General features: G+C 38.2%; 14 protein-coding genes. 5 read left to right on the top strand and 9 right to left on the bottom strand.

Going from position 1 to position 14,058, the window contains the following annotated elements:
* Window positions 1-51: 51 nt before the first annotated feature.
* The gene (locus tag ABEQ24_RS16185) at window positions 52-1,272 is read right to left on the bottom strand and encodes a multidrug effflux MFS transporter (RefSeq protein WP_430007753.1); all 1,221 of its coding nucleotides are present in this window, start codon (window positions 1,270-1,272) and stop codon (window positions 52-54) included.
* A gap of 301 nt (window positions 1,273-1,573) precedes the next feature.
* On the opposite strand from ABEQ24_RS16185, the gene ABEQ24_RS16180 reads away from it, so the two are divergent.
* Window positions 1,574-1,984, top strand: a complete 411-nt coding sequence (locus ABEQ24_RS16180) for a MerR family transcriptional regulator (RefSeq protein ID WP_430007752.1) — start codon at window positions 1,574-1,576, stop codon at window positions 1,982-1,984.
* A gap of 226 nt (window positions 1,985-2,210) precedes the next feature.
* Window positions 2,211-2,348: a hypothetical protein gene (locus ABEQ24_RS16175; RefSeq protein WP_430007751.1), complete on the top strand. Its 138-nt coding sequence runs from the start codon at window positions 2,211-2,213 to the stop codon at window positions 2,346-2,348.
* 271 nt (window positions 2,349-2,619) lie between these two features.
* Here ABEQ24_RS16175 and ABEQ24_RS16170 read toward each other — a convergent pair whose 3' ends face one another.
* A complete protein-coding gene (locus ABEQ24_RS16170) occupies window positions 2,620-2,796 on the bottom strand; it encodes a hypothetical protein (RefSeq protein WP_430007750.1) in 177 nt (58 codons plus the stop codon).
* Window positions 2,797-3,673: 877 nt separating this feature from the next.
* Between ABEQ24_RS16170 and ABEQ24_RS16165 the strand changes: the two genes are divergently transcribed.
* Window positions 3,674-4,594, top strand: a complete 921-nt coding sequence (locus ABEQ24_RS16165) for an NAD(P)-dependent alcohol dehydrogenase (RefSeq protein WP_430007749.1) — start codon at window positions 3,674-3,676, stop codon at window positions 4,592-4,594.
* Window positions 4,595-4,762: 168 nt separating this feature from the next.
* Here the strand turns inward: ABEQ24_RS16165 and ABEQ24_RS16160 are convergent, their stop codons facing one another.
* On the bottom strand, window positions 4,763-5,317 hold the full coding sequence (locus ABEQ24_RS16160) for a GNAT family N-acetyltransferase (protein ID WP_430007748.1): 555 nt from the start codon (window positions 5,315-5,317) through the stop codon (window positions 4,763-4,765).
* The gene (locus tag ABEQ24_RS16155; RefSeq protein ID WP_430007747.1) at window positions 5,317-5,853 is read right to left on the bottom strand and encodes a topology modulation protein; all 537 of its coding nucleotides are present in this window, start codon (window positions 5,851-5,853) and stop codon (window positions 5,317-5,319) included. Before ABEQ24_RS16155 ends, ABEQ24_RS16160 begins: the two co-directional genes overlap by 1 nt.
* A 110-nt stretch (window positions 5,854-5,963) precedes the next feature.
* On the opposite strand from ABEQ24_RS16155, the gene ABEQ24_RS16150 reads away from it, so the two are divergent.
* On the top strand, window positions 5,964-6,320 hold the full coding sequence (locus ABEQ24_RS16150; protein ID WP_430007746.1) for a hypothetical protein: 357 nt from the start codon (window positions 5,964-5,966) through the stop codon (window positions 6,318-6,320).
* Window positions 6,321-6,447: 127 nt separating this feature from the next.
* Here the strand turns inward: ABEQ24_RS16150 and ABEQ24_RS16145 are convergent, their stop codons facing one another.
* Entirely contained in the window at window positions 6,448-7,920 is a 1,473-nt protein-coding gene (locus ABEQ24_RS16145) for a protein adenylyltransferase SelO (protein ID WP_430007745.1), read from the bottom strand.
* A 277-nt stretch (window positions 7,921-8,197) separates the two neighbouring features.
* On the opposite strand from ABEQ24_RS16145, the gene ABEQ24_RS16140 reads away from it, so the two are divergent.
* Complete coding sequence (locus ABEQ24_RS16140) at window positions 8,198-8,746, top strand: GNAT family N-acetyltransferase (protein ID WP_430007744.1); 549 nt, start codon at window positions 8,198-8,200, stop codon at window positions 8,744-8,746.
* A gap of 189 nt (window positions 8,747-8,935) precedes the next feature.
* On the opposite strand, the gene ABEQ24_RS16135 is transcribed toward ABEQ24_RS16140, so the two are convergent.
* The 4 genes from ABEQ24_RS16135 to ABEQ24_RS16120 form a co-directional block, all read right to left on the bottom strand.
* Window positions 8,936-9,256 carry a hypothetical protein gene (locus tag ABEQ24_RS16135; protein ID WP_430007743.1) on the bottom strand — a complete coding sequence of 107 codons (321 nt, stop codon included), beginning with the start codon at window positions 9,254-9,256 and terminating at the stop codon, window positions 8,936-8,938.
* 88 nt (window positions 9,257-9,344) lie between these two features.
* A complete protein-coding gene (locus ABEQ24_RS16130) occupies window positions 9,345-10,445 on the bottom strand; it encodes a GerAB/ArcD/ProY family transporter (RefSeq protein WP_430007742.1) in 1,101 nt (366 codons plus the stop codon).
* A gap of 22 nt (window positions 10,446-10,467) precedes the next feature.
* Window positions 10,468-11,679 carry a Ger(x)C family spore germination protein gene (locus ABEQ24_RS16125; protein WP_430007741.1) on the bottom strand — a complete coding sequence of 404 codons (1,212 nt, stop codon included), beginning with the start codon at window positions 11,677-11,679 and terminating at the stop codon, window positions 10,468-10,470.
* Window positions 11,676-13,298 (bottom strand): spore germination protein, encoded by a 1,623-nt coding sequence (locus ABEQ24_RS16120; RefSeq protein WP_430007740.1) that lies wholly within the window; start codon window positions 13,296-13,298, stop codon window positions 11,676-11,678. Before ABEQ24_RS16120 ends, ABEQ24_RS16125 begins: the two co-directional genes overlap by 4 nt.
* Between the last annotated feature and the right edge of the window lie 760 nt (window positions 13,299-14,058).

The following is a 14,058-nucleotide window of genomic DNA, read 5'->3' as shown; positions in this document are numbered from 1 at the left end:
ACACAATTGTTTAGTGTAGCTGTCTTCATATTAGATCCTCCTATTTTTTTGTTAAATAACCTTTTCATCGTATTGTGAAGCTATTGATGACCTTCTAAGCAAGGTTAAGTATGAGACAACAGCAAGTACACTTGTCATAAAAATTGTTATTCCAAATGGAACAGCAGAATTTTCTCCTGCGATGCCTACTAAAGGAGAAGTGACGGCCCCTAATGCAAATTGAAGAGTGCCCAATACGGCAGCCGCACTCCCGGCAATATGCCCTTGTGATTCCATAGCAAGTGTAAATGAAACTGGTCCGATCATTCCAATGGCTGCTGCGAATAAGAAAATTGCAAGGAACAAAGCAGCGAAAGGTCCGTGAACGAGCACGACAATTAAGATGGCAGCGGTAGTGATAAAAGCTAAAATTAGTCCGATCCGAAAAATACTGTGTTCGTCCATTCGCCCGGCTAGTCGTTTGACAAGCTGTGATCCCAGGATAATTCCAAGACCATTTAATGCAAAAAGAACCGAAAATAGTTGAGGCGATATTCCATACATATTTTGATAAATAAATGGAGTGCCGGCAACATAGGCGAACACACCAGAGAACAATATTCCATTGACAAGCGCATACCCCATAAAGCTCCGATCTCGAAGCAGGGAACCATAGTTTCTTACTACTTCCCCGAAATTCCCGGGAACTCGCTTCTCAGCAGGCAGGCTTTCTTTTATTCCCCATGTGGTTATGCCTGTTAAAATAAGCCCTAAAAAACCGAGAAAAACAAACACGCCATTCCATGTAGTGAACGTAGTCACTGCACTTCCAGCCGTAGGGGAAATCAATGGAGCGACATTACTAATCATCGTCAGCAGGGCCATAAATTTGACCATTTCTACTCCACTGAAGCGATCACGAACAATCGCACGTGAAATAACAAGCCCTGCAGAAGCGACAAATCCTTGAATGAAGCGCAAAGCAACAAACATACCGATGTTTGGCGAAAACGCACATGCTATAGATATGAGAAAATAGAGCAGCATCGAAATCAGCAAAGGCTTACGTCTGCCATGTACATCGCTTAAAGGACCTGCAACGAGCTGACCAAGACCTAACCCTAACAAGCTTGCAGTCAGGCTCGCTTGTATTAAAGATGCTGTTGTATTAAAATCATTCATCATTTGTGGCAGCGATGAAAGATACATATCAACGGTAAATGGCCCAAGAGCTGAAAATGCTGCTAACAGCAGGGCAGTTCTAAAAGAATGGTTATTGGTTTTATATTCCATTTACTTACAGCTCCTTTGGCATTCTATTTTGTTTGACACGGGGACCGCTGCTAAAGGCATCTTTCTTCTTGCAAAGCAATGTTAATCCTTATAGTTAACTCTAAGTCAAGTGGTTTATTTGTATTTTTTTCTCATTCGTTCAGGTGATAAATGAACTAGTCATATAAGATCGCAGTACATTTATATAGCTATATCTCCTTTTATTAAGGTGATTTTGACACTCAGCAATAACCATGATAAAATTCATTCGCGTCATAGAGTTAACTCTAAGTCTATAATTGCTAAGAATAGGAGTGACACAATGAACAAATATTCTATTAGTGAAGCGGCAAAAGAATTAAACCTTACCACATATACCTTACGTTACTACGACAAGGAGGGACTTTTGCCTTTTGTAGAGCGTACACCTAACGGAACTAGACTGTTTAAAGAATCCGATATCGGAGCTCTAAAAATTATTGAATGCCTTAAATCCACCGGGATGCCTATTAAAGAAATTAAACATTTTATTGATTGGTGTACTGATGGGGATTCCAGCCTGCAACAAAGATATGACATGTTTTTAGAACGTAAAGCTGCTGTAGAAGCACAATTGGAAGAATTGAACAAGACTATGGAGATCATAAATCACAAATGCAATTATTATAAGACTGCCTTAGAGGCCGGAACGGAAGATATTCATAAAAACAACGCAATTGGCCAGTTTAATTAAAATAGAGCCGCCTAACCTGCAAATAAGATTTGCAAGGGTAGGCGGCTCTATTTTTGATCATACCAATATGCTGCTATTTAGTGTGTTAAACAATGCGTGATTTAATATGCAGTTTTAATGTTTTGCACCTCATAACCAAACCTGTTTCTAATTGGATGTATTTTCTTTAAAGGCATGGAAAGCTTAAATAAAGATTGTTGATTCTATATGAAAGGAGTAAACCATCATGAAAAAAGAAAATAAACAAGATAAGCAGCATACTGAAGAGCCTCAGGAAGAACTTGAAACAGTGAATGATATCACCAAAATCGAAAATGGGCAGCCAGTACCTCAGCCAAAAGATTACGATGAAATTGAATATTAATCACTAAAACAAGGGCTGACTAGAAGGTAATACACTTCCATGCCAGTCCCCTTATCATTTTCACAAGCCTTTTAGCCCACATTAGAATAATTAAGATTTGCCGCACGTAGATTCATAATGAAGCTGCAAATTATTGTGTATATTGCCTTGCAGATTGATCATAAATCAAATCCTAAAAAGGGCTCAGAGTTTATACTCCGAGCCAATAATAAAGATGGTTATTCTGCTGACGCCACAATATCGCCTCCGCCTTAAAATGGCTCAGCACATATTAGTTAATCAATCCTTGCTCTTTCCATTTATCGAAATACTTTTGATAACCCATTTTCTCTGCTGTCATAGTGTACTCCATATCTCCCAATATAAAAGTATGAGATCCCGACAAGGTTTCATAGCTTTGATTTCCTTCTACATCCCCGAAGAGCGTTTCAAATGTATTCACATCCACTGAATGTGTGATTCCATTCTCATCCGTTTCAAGATGAATAAAATCAACCTCTCCTTGTTCTGCATGCCCCTTAAATATCAGACCCGCTTTTTTTAAAGAAAAATAAAATTGATTTATATTTAATCTCCACTCTCTAAACTATCCTGCCCTTAGCAGGCAAAGCCATCAATTGTTTAAAAGTGACTAAAAATGCTTTTTATTATGCGAAACATCATTCTTGGAATAAACGATAAGATGCTCCATACTAATTCAAATAAAATTTCATCTCTAAACTCCCTGCATATATTTCTAAAGGAGTTCTTCTTACGGCTGCTTTTATTCATTTTCATCTTTTTTTTGTCCTCGTTTTGTATTGTGGGCAATTATGTGTTTTCTGCTTTACTTGAGTTTACTATTTCCTATTCCAAAAAATCTGGGTGGGTATGCTTAAGTCACACCAATCTCAATTCTAAAATCTAAGCTATATGGATCTCCAGCTGCTCTAATCTTCGCGAAAGTAACGTTTTCCCCCTCGAGATTTACTATTTCACTGCACTTCGATATTAACCCTTATTCTTCTATCATGCCTTTTAACAGAATAACTGTTATTTCCATTTTAACATCCGATATTCTGCCTTATGAAAAAAAACACCAATTTCATTCATTGATTGTTCAAAAGCTTGGTTCAAATTTCCAGTTTCTACTTAATAATTGTCCAAGACCAATTCTTTAATTTTATTATACCTATACGTTTGCACAGCTCACGACCGAAGTTACTAGTGTGGGGGTGAATAATCCTGGAATTTTAACACTAGATGTTTACAAGTACGAGACATGTTTATGTTCCGTATTTCATAAGCTTAAAATGGACAGATCAAGGAATTGATGGAGGAAACCTATGAGAGCAATTGTATGCACACAATACGGATCACCCGAGGTTCTTCAGCTTCAAGATGTTACAAAACCTACCCCCAAGGACAACGAGATATTAGTAAAGGTTCATGCTACAACTGTAACGTCGGGAGACTGCAGAGTGCGAAAATTCGAAAGCCCTATTTTGTACTGGGTGCCCATGCGATTATATTTAGGCATCAGAAAACCAAGAAAACCTATTTTAGGGGTAGAATTAGCGGGAGAAATTGTTTCAATAGGAAGACATGTTAAAAGATTTAAAGAAGGTGACCAGGTTTTTGCCATGACTGGGATGAACTTCGGCGGTTATGCGGAATATGCATGTCTGCCCGAAGATGGGCCGGTGGCAATAAAGCCTGCAAATTTGAGCTTTGAGGAAGCGGCTGCCGTTCTTTTTGGAGGAACTTCCGCCTTGCATTTTCTTAGAAAAGGAAAGATTCAAGCCGGCCACAACGTACTGATCTTTGGAGCGTCTGGCGCAGTAGGAACTTCCGCAGTTCAACTGGCCAAGTCCTTTGGTGCAATCGTAACCGGAGTATGCAGTACCTCAAATTTAGAACTGGTGAAATCACTGGGAGCCGATAAGGTAATTGATTACACTAAAGAGGATTTTACAGAGCGAGAAGAGCTATATGATCTGATCTTTGATGCAGTCGGAAAAAATTCTAAAGCAAATTGCAAAAAAGCACTCACACCGAATGGAATATACGTCTCTGTATTAGGGCAAGGGATAGCAAAGGAACGTATTGAGGATTTACTTTTCCTCAAAGAGCTTATTGAGTCAGGGAAAATACAGCCCGTCATTGACCGGCATTACCCTCTGGAACAAGTCCCTGAAGCTCACAGATATGTAGAAAATGGCCATAAGAAGGGCAATGTTGTAATTACTTTAAACCATACCAGGTAATTCTGAGCAACGTTCCAAGTTCTAATCCCTAAAAAGCCTCAGCAAAAAGATTATTATGAATTCGTATATGAATCTCTAGAAAAGGGACTGACTGGGAGAGATAAACATACATGTCAGTTCCTTTTTTTATTTTCTCAACCTTATTAAAAGAGGGATGTTTTTCCAGCCCTAATAATTAAGCTTAATATCTCCTTTTATCAATGAATACATATATAAATCATCAAATTTGCCGCAAGTAAATTCATAATGCCTCAGTAAACCTTCTCTTCTAAAGCCTTGTTTTTCTACTACTTTTTGTGATGGAAAATTAGCAGGTTCAATTAGAGCTTCAATTCTTTCTAATTGAAGGTGATCATAGCCATACTTCACGACAGCTTCCAGTGCTTCACCGGCTATTCCTTTTCCCCAGTAATCCTTGCTTAGTTCAAAGCCGATTTCAGCCCGGTAATGTTTAGCTGACATATTTAAAAAACCACAGCTGCCTATCACCTTATCAACATCTTTTAGTGTAATTCCCCATCTAATTCCAGTACCACCTTTGTAAATGGATTGATACCACTTAATCTCATCCATTGCATCATTGACTGTCCGGCAAGGTTCGAGCCCCATATGTTTGACGACATCCTGATCGGATAAATATGAGAACATATCTTGAGCGTCATTTGCGGTTACTTTTCTTAAAGTTAATCTTTTGGTTTCGATTGCTGGAAATTCCTTCTCCATCAACTTTCCCTCCCTCTTAGAGATAAAGTTTCAAGATAAGAGCGGATCTCTTTCTTATTGTTTAAAACAATGACCTTTTTTTCAGAACCCGTTCCTTTGAATGCTTGTAATCTTTCTTTCATTTTTTTCTTTCGTGGATAATAAGTCGTAAAGATGAACTTAATAAAAGCCCAGTCTAACTTTTCCTTGCAATCCTTCCCCATATCAGGCCTGGTCCTACCAACATTTAGGATCCAGCGCTTAAAAACACGATATAAACAGATCATTAATGGAAGTTCCAGATAAATGATCGTATCTGCATTCTGAACCCTGATGTCATAGGTATTTTGATAATTGCCTTCTATAATCCATTGATTTTGGGCAGCAATTTTCTGCTGATCAGCTGCAAATTCTTCTAGCGTAGCTTCTACCCAATTTGGTTTCCAGTATAAAACATCAAGATGATGAACGTTTATATTTAACAGTTCGCCTAATTTTCTTGCAAACGTGGACTTCCCTGCTCCTGCGGAGACTCCCATCACCATAATCCTGTTCATTGATTAATCCATCTCCTTCCTTTTTAAAAGCAAAATTTCTTTAAATCTATGATTTACTGTATATGTATTTGACAATTATACTAAAGGAAATTAGTTAAATAGGAGATTCTATGAAAACGTCTGTGCCTTGCCCAAATTGTCAAAAAGCGATAACACTTGATGACTTTGAAGATTTTTCTTCCCCCTTTACGATGAAGTGTCCGTCTTGCAGAACGAAATTAAAAGAAACCAAAGTGACCCCCTATTTATTATTAGGGATTTTGGCAGTCATTCCTTTATTTATTTTCTTAACTGAAAAATTAACCACATTGCTGTCTGGTTTCCTGCCTGTTATTGAAAAGATTCCTTCTATCATCGTATTTTTGGGTCTGATGTATCCTTTATATGCCGTTTATGAACGGATAAATGGGCTGATTATGTTTAACAAAGGAAATTTACAAGTAAAAAACGACAGTAAAAAAGCGTGATTTCACGCTTTTTTCAAATTTTAAACGTATTTTCTTCAAAAAAACTGCTCAAAAAATTTGGTACCGCCTGTGTCATAATTAAAAACCCACTTTTATGAAAAGTGGGCATACGTTGAAAAAAGTTTTATTACGTCCCGCAAAAAGTTCTGTAAGGACCCGATGATTCCGGCGGCAGTGTACAGTATTCCTCCTGTTGGGGAGAGTGCGCATATGGATTTGACAGTACACCCAGCAGCCGTTCCATCACGGTGTAGTCGCTACGTTCGACGGCAGCTTCTAATGCCTCTTCTACTCGATGGTTACGCGGGATCACCGCAGGATTGCTCGCTTTCATCAATTGTCTGGAAGCTGCTTCATCTTCATCCTGTCTGCCAAGTCTGGCCTGCCACAGCTCATTCCATTGGGCAAATTCTTCAGTCTTAAACAGTACATGTTCATTAAGGTTATCACAAGTTAAAGCACGGAACGTATTGGTATAATCAGCACGATGCTCTTTCATCATACTCAGCAGGGTTTCAATAAGAGTTTCATCCTGCTGCTCTTCATTATATAATCCCAGTTTGGCTCTCATTCCCGCGAGCCAATTTGTGCTATACAGTTCTATAAATTCTGAAATGGCATCTTGTGCAAGCTTGATTGCCTGTTCATCTTCGTCATGCAGCAGCGGAAGCAGCGTTTCAGCAAATCTCGCAAGGTTCCAGCCGGCAATATACGGCTGATTGCCAAATGCGTAACGGCCTTGAACATCAATGGAACTAAATACCGTTTCCGGATCATAGGCATCCATGAAGGCGCAAGGACCATAATCAATGGTTTCCCCGCTAATGGTCATGTTATCCGTGTTCATCACCCCGTGAATAAAGCCAGCCAGCTGCCATTTAGCCATCAGCATCGCATGACGTTTGATCACTTCCTTAAGAAGGGAAAGATATCGGTTCTCATCCTCTTCAACATCTGGATAATGACGCATTAATGCATAGTCTGCCAAGGACCGAAGTTCTTCGGCGGTGGCCCATTTTGCAGCGTATTGAAACGTCCCGAATCGCAGGTGACTTGCTGCCACACGCGTAAGAATCGCACCAGGCAAGGCCGTTTCACGGATGACTTGCTCACCTGTTGACACTACAGCCAAGCTGCGGGTTGTAGGAATCCCAAGAGCATGCATGGCTTCACTGATGATGTATTCGCGCAGCATCGGTCCAAGTGCCGCCCGGCCATCTCCCCCGCGGGAATACGGTGTTCTGCCTGAACCCTTAAACTGAATATCAACCCGCTTACCTTCGGGAGTAATCTGCTCACCAAGCAGCATCGCACGTCCGTCCCCAAGCATAGTAAAGTGGCCGAATTGATGCCCGGCATAGGCTTGAGCAAGAGGCACAGCACCTTCAGGAACCTGATTTCCGGCAAGCGCCGCTGCTCCTTCTTCACTTTGAAGGGCCTGAATATTCAATCCAAGTTCAGCTGCAAGCGGGGCATTAAGAATGATCAGATCAGGTGAACTAACAGGGTTAGGATTAACACTGGCAAAAAAAGAGCTGGGCAGATTGGCGTAACTGTTGTCGAAGTTCCAGCCTGTTTTTATTTCTTTTTTATTTGTCATCGTATCTCCTTCTCTTCAATTTGTCTTTCCAGTACGTTTAAAAGTGAATAATCACGATTTAGTAACCTCTATTTCACTCCATAGTATCCTATTCAGTCATTATTTTCACTCATCGTGATTTGTTTTAACTATAATGTTCATTCTCCAATGGACTGATTTTCAGTAATAAAAGGGAAAATATTCTGATTCACTTTCCCTTTTGTATTAGAATAGAATTAAAGTTAATGTGTTTGAGCCCTTATCCAGTAAGAAAAATTCCAATAAAAGGAGTGAAAAAATGAACTTGCATTATGAAATCATCACTGAAGATGAAATTGAACACTGCAGAGAGATATGCAACGAACTTATGGCCTTTCAAAAGTCGAAATCATACATAACACCGGAATTGTTTGACAGCATGAATTTTGAGACAAGGCTGGTCCCCTCAATAAAAAAAGCTATATGTAATTATATTGTGTTAGTAAAAGATGAAGAAAAAACAGTCGGTTATGTTTATTCAAACATCTCCCCAAAAGAAACATATTCAAATGAATTCGCCACTTTTTTTGATCTTACTTCTGTCAGCCAAAAACATGTAGGATGTCTGTCTCAATTTTATATTAAAGAGAAGTACCGGCAGTATGGGGTTGGATCTAAACTTTTCAATATGTCGATGGGATGGCTGAAGCAATTTGAGGATATCGAAGATTATTTTATCTTTGTTTCAAATGGCAATGACAACGCCCTGGAATTCTACAAACGCAAAGGATTTTCTGTCAGCCATGATATACTGGATGGTTTTATTACGGTTTTACGCAGTAAAAAACAGGTTGAAAAAACCAACTAAAACCTTATAAAGGCGTACCTCGCAGCTAACTATATAGCCTTTTAACGGGTTCCATTAAGGGAGAAACCAACAAAATGCAGCAGAATTGGATACTAAATTGCACAGCAATTTGTATCCGTTTTTTTGTTGATTTAAGTCTTTAAAACTGTCATGCTACATATTTAGCAGTGCAAAGTATAAGGTCTCTAGTTAATGTGCCGTTGCATGAGTTGCAAGATAAAAAATCATAAATATACTAAAACCACTTAGAAAGATTAGACTTAAATAAAACACTTTTCTCCAAAATCGCCCTAGGAAATATATATTCACTAAAAAATAATGAATAATAGCAATTCCAAAAATAAACAATAAAAAACCTTTATATTCATTCGAAGGAATTGGATTTGTAATGCTTGTTAAAACTGAACCTCCAAAAATGAATGCACCTATTAAATTTATTAACTTTCTTAACCTCATTTCTTTTTTGGTTACTAATTCAACATTACGAGACGATTGAATATTAGTTTCCAATAATATCCCCCCTAGTATTTTGTTAAGTAATTACATTTTTCGAAAAACCTGCCTCTTACTTCAATCTAAAGTGGCGATCCTTTAACCGTTACTTTCTGTTTTTAAGTTTGTTTTTAATTAAGGCAATGCCTAGAAGGAATACTGGAATGATCACCTGAAAAGGAATATGCAAATATAGTGTAACAATCTTGAAACCTTCTTGCAGGTGGCCGGAAAAATTGCTTGCCATTGTGATTGACATAATCAAAATGACGAGACCTATTGGATAAACCATGCGGGAAGGTTCCCTGATGTTAAACAAGTTTGAAGTTCCTGTAACAGCTGCATAACAGAAGACGCTGATTTTAATAAAACCTCCGATAATGAGGGCAACCATAAAATAAACATCAAGCCGTTCCAAAAAATCTGCTACCTGAATCGTTTGAATCGTAGTAAGAAGAGGGAATGTGGAAATCGACGTATAGTCTACACCAAGAACACTAATATTAAATGCCATTACAATGGCTAAGTTTATCCCACTTAATCCCATAGCTGATATAACGGTAATTCTCGCCATTTTCGATTTATTTAAATAAGGCAAAATCATGCTAAATACGATCACTTCTCCAAAAGGCACATATATGGTTTGGGTATACGCGGCTTTTATAACCGGAAAAATACCCTCTGCAAGTACTGGCTTTAAGTTATTTATCTCGATTAACCCTGAGGCTAAAACAAGGATAAAACCTGAAATTGCGAGCAAGTACATTAAAACAAACAGCAATTCCCCTGTTCTTGCCAATACCTCAATTCCTTTTCGAACAGTATAGACAACAACCAGAGTCAATAATGCGTTAATGATGAATAAGGGTGTTTCTGGATAAGCAAACGTTAATAATAACTCTCCAAAGTCCCGCAATACCCTTGCAGCGAGATAAGCAAAATATAAAATATACAGGAAGGCCAGGGTCCGGCCGAGAACTTTTCCAAGTATTTTTTGAACATATTCTGTTGGAAGGACATCAGGATAAAAATGAAATAGACCGTGATAGACTAAAAATAGAGCTATACCTCCCGCCATTCCAATCAAAACGGCTAACCAGGCATCCTGTTTGGCATCAGTTGCAAGCGGAAACAATAGAACACTACCCAGTTCGAACAGCAAGACAAGGACAAACAGCTGATAAGAGCTAATTTTCGCTTTCTCCACCGGATTGTCACTTCCCTTTTGATTATTTATCCATTTCAGATATGTGGGGCTTTTTTATCATGCCTGTTCTTCGAATAAAAGCATCAACTTGTACATCTACCTTTATTTCTGTAAAGTGTACATCGTTCCAATCATTTTTCAACTTTTTCCATTCTGCCGGATTTGAGCGGTATACTGCTTCACCGAATCCAAAGATATCTGTTTGGTCTTCTTTTGCTAATTGGACAGCCTCTTTGATTTCTTTCATAATTTCTTTTTCTATCACTTTTTCTATTTTGAATAAAACAGCAGGATCATTAAGATTGACAGGTTCAGATGCCTCTCCGATATCTCCTTCTGCCCGCACTTTAATGGAAATTTGCGGCCGGTTATTTTTAAAGACAGCAGAAATTTCGGTTTTTTGACGGACTACCTGATATGCGATTGCATTTTTTTGTTTCTTCCAACTGACATTTATATCTGTCGCTTTGATTTTATCATGTATCCATAAAATTCCTCTTGCAGGTTTCCCTTGATACCAATTAACCAGCTTGCCCTCCTTAAATATTGCTAGGCCATCGGCTTGAAGAATTGCATCCAGAGCAGTTTGTTGAATATTTTCCATCTTTCTTCCTTGTTCTTTATTGCCCACTAGGCGAAAACCGCTAATCACAGGTTCATTTCCTGAAGATAGAAGTTTTTTTAAAGCATCTTGAATATTGACATTCAAATGCTCACCCCACCGGCTTTCAGTAAATTTTAAGGTTTTAATTACTTTATTTGCCGGAATTTTATCCACGGCTGTTAATGTCTTTACAATATCAGAAGCATCAGTATCATGGGCAATGACAACAGTCGCGGTAGATCTAAATTCAGGGTCCCTTATAAAAGCGTCAAACAATTTATTTATCCCTTCTTCTTTTGCAAGTTCCTCATTAAAGACCAACAAGTTCGTATGTGAATAATATAGTCTTCGCGAAATTTTGGTTGATGCACGTCTGCTCATTTCAACTAAATTATCTCCTGTAGCGGTAAAGACTGAAACGGAAGGCCCCTGTCCGCCTCCTCCGCCTTGAACACCTCCTGTCACATTTGCTGGATTAATAATCTGGAATGTGCCGACATACTCATCTTCATCATTTTTATCAATACCCAGAGCTGAAATTAATGCCAAATCATTTAATTCTTTTGTGCTCCAGCATCCTGAGAGAATCGGTATTATGATCAAGAGAAGAAATATTGCTTTTAGATTCATTCGGATCGTCCTTCTTTGAACTTAATATTCACCATTCCTCGTTTTTTAGGGGGGGCCGGCTTCTGGACTTTCCCAATTCTGTCAATATCTTTAGAGATTAATTTTGGTCTGTCTTTTAAAAACCACCATGGCAAACGGACAATGGTATCACCTGTATTCGTCGGAATAAAGGGTGCAAACGGTGCCATGTAAGGCACACCAAAAGACCGTAAACCGCATAGATGAACAATCAACATGATAAATGACAGGATAATTCCATAAAAACCGAAAGTAGCAGCACTCAGCATAATGATAAAACGTATCAATCGAGCAGAAATGGCTATTGCGTATGAAGGTGTAGCAAAACTTGCTATCGCAGTGATGGCTACTATAATTACCATGGCTGGTGATACGATACCTGCCTGTACAGCTGCCTGCCCAATGACAAGGGCTCCGACTATTGAGATTGCCGATCCAATTGCTTTTGGCATTCGTATGCCGGCTTCCCGTAAGATTTCAAATGTCACTTCCATGATGATTGCTTCAACAAGAGACGGGAAAGGTACGGCTTCACGCTGAGCGGCAACTGCGATTAAGAGAGGTGTAGGAATCATTTCTTGATGAAATGTGGTAGCCCCAACGTAGGCAGCAGGAGCTATCAAAGATATAAAAAAAATCAATATACGCAAGAGCCGTAAAGCAGATGCAATATCAAACCGAACATAATAATCTTCTGCTGACTGAAAAAACTGAATAAATAATGCTGGTGCTAACAGTACGAATGGCGTGCCATCTACAAATATCGCGACTCTTCCTTCCAGGAGATTTCCTGCTACCATATCTGGTCTTTCAGAATGGTAGAGTGTCGGAAACGTAGTAAATGTCTGATCTTCAATCAGCTGTTCAATATAGCCAGACTCCAGAATGCTGTCGATGTTTATCTTTTCCAGCCGTTTTCGAACTTCATCAATAATCTCTTCCTTAGCAATACCATTGATATACATCATTACAACATCAGTGTTTGTAACGGTACCCATTTTCATAGGTTCTACCCATAAGTTTGGATTTTTAATAATTCTTCTTACCATCGCTGTATTTGTACCGATTGATTCAGTAAAACTTTCTCTGGAACCACGCACCGCAATCTGTGTTCCAGGCTCCAGGATTGAGCGTCTTTCCCCGCCTTTTGTACTTGCACTTAATCCTGTATTCGTACCGTTTATTAAAATAATGGTATCGCCAGACATTAGGGATAATAACAGTTCATCCCACTTCCTAAGCTGTTTTACATTGCCTATAGGAATGATCTTATCCGCCATGATGTCTGCGATTTTTTCATAGTAATCGATTCGTTCTTTTAAATCTATATGATTCATAATTGAATCCATTAAAAAATCGTTAATGGATTTGTTATCTACAATACCCTCAATATAAACAATTGCAGCTCTAATTTCAGGATCCTGGCTGATTTTCACCATCCTGATAACAACATCTGAGCTGTTTCCTGTTTTTTGTTTAATTGCTGTAATATTTTTTTCCAGATCCATATCCAGGAACTCTGGAAGCTCTTGATCTTTATTAGAATTAATTAGCTTTTCATTCATTTTTTTAGGTTTCGTTTTTTTAAAAAATGAGGGCATATTATATAAGACCTTTCTTTTCTTTCTTTTCTTCCTTTATGATTTTCAACGAACGTATATGTTATGCAGTATTTAGTATTTTTTTCCTAATGTTATGGGAATTTGATTAAAAAAAATAGGCAGTGGAGAGTGATAAATAATGAAAATGTTTGGTGTTCCACTAATTATGTTCATAATGTTAACCGGGATTTCATTTGGGATAGACATGCTTCAAGGTTTTGAATTAAAGACATCACTGCTTAATGCTGTCAATCCCTTTCTTGTCATGGAAACTCCAGAATTAGCTGTTTTCATTTTTTTTCTGTTTTTATTTGTTCTGGATGGCTTTTTCGTCTATTACAAAAAAAGAAAGAATAAAACGAATTTTGCCAGCCAGAAACCACAATCCTGAATTTCACCATGGGATGTTCAAAAGCAAATATAAGTAAAATCGTTAACCGCTTAAATAGAATGACAAAAAAACATCCCCGCAGGATGCCTCTGTCTCTTTCATATAAAATCAAAATAGGCATCTGTTTGCCCATTATCATTCTCATCTTTTTGTCAATTGATTTCGATCTACTTCATGTGGCGGAAGGACCCCTGTTTCTAAAAGAATATTTGTGGTTTGATCATATGCTTCTTGTGCTTCCGATGTTAAGCGGATAGACAGTTACAGACATTTTTGGAAAACCAGCCTTTTACTCCTCCATTATTTTACATCTATATTAGATTAGTATCTGAAAAATTGCAGAGAATTTTTCCACTTTTGCAAGGATAT

Source organism: Metabacillus idriensis (genome assembly GCF_050483325.1).
Lineage (GTDB): Bacteria > Bacillota > Bacilli > Bacillales > Bacillaceae > Bacillus_P > Bacillus_P idriensis_A.
Note: the sequence above shows the minus strand (reverse complement) of the source record. Positions and strands in the feature narration are given on the sequence as shown.

Bases quoted from the DNA above. Each gene is read 5' to 3' on its own strand.
- ABEQ24_RS16185 (WP_430007753.1), bottom strand. From the start codon at position 1,272: ATGGAATATAAAACCAATAACCATTCTTTTAGAACTGCCCTGCTGTTA.
- ABEQ24_RS16180 (WP_430007752.1), top strand. From the start codon at position 1,574: ATGAACAAATATTCTATTAGTGAAGCGGCAAAAGAATTAAACCTTACC.
- ABEQ24_RS16175 (WP_430007751.1), top strand. From the start codon at position 2,211: ATGAAAAAAGAAAATAAACAAGATAAGCAGCATACTGAAGAGCCTCAG.
- ABEQ24_RS16165 (WP_430007749.1), top strand. From the start codon at position 3,674: ATGAGAGCAATTGTATGCACACAATACGGATCACCCGAGGTTCTTCAG.
- ABEQ24_RS16160 (WP_430007748.1), bottom strand. From the start codon at position 5,317: ATGGAGAAGGAATTTCCAGCAATCGAAACCAAAAGATTAACTTTAAGA.
- ABEQ24_RS16155 (WP_430007747.1), bottom strand. From the start codon at position 5,853: ATGAACAGGATTATGGTGATGGGAGTCTCCGCAGGAGCAGGGAAGTCC.
- ABEQ24_RS16150 (WP_430007746.1), top strand. From the start codon at position 5,964: ATGAAAACGTCTGTGCCTTGCCCAAATTGTCAAAAAGCGATAACACTT.
- ABEQ24_RS16145 (WP_430007745.1), bottom strand. From the start codon at position 7,920: ATGACAAATAAAAAAGAAATAAAAACAGGCTGGAACTTCGACAACAGT.
- ABEQ24_RS16140 (WP_430007744.1), top strand. From the start codon at position 8,198: ATGAACTTGCATTATGAAATCATCACTGAAGATGAAATTGAACACTGC.
- ABEQ24_RS16125 (WP_430007741.1), bottom strand. From the start codon at position 11,679: ATGAATCTAAAAGCAATATTTCTTCTCTTGATCATAATACCGATTCTC.
- ABEQ24_RS16120 (WP_430007740.1), bottom strand. From the start codon at position 13,298: ATGCCCTCATTTTTTAAAAAAACGAAACCTAAAAAAATGAATGAAAAG.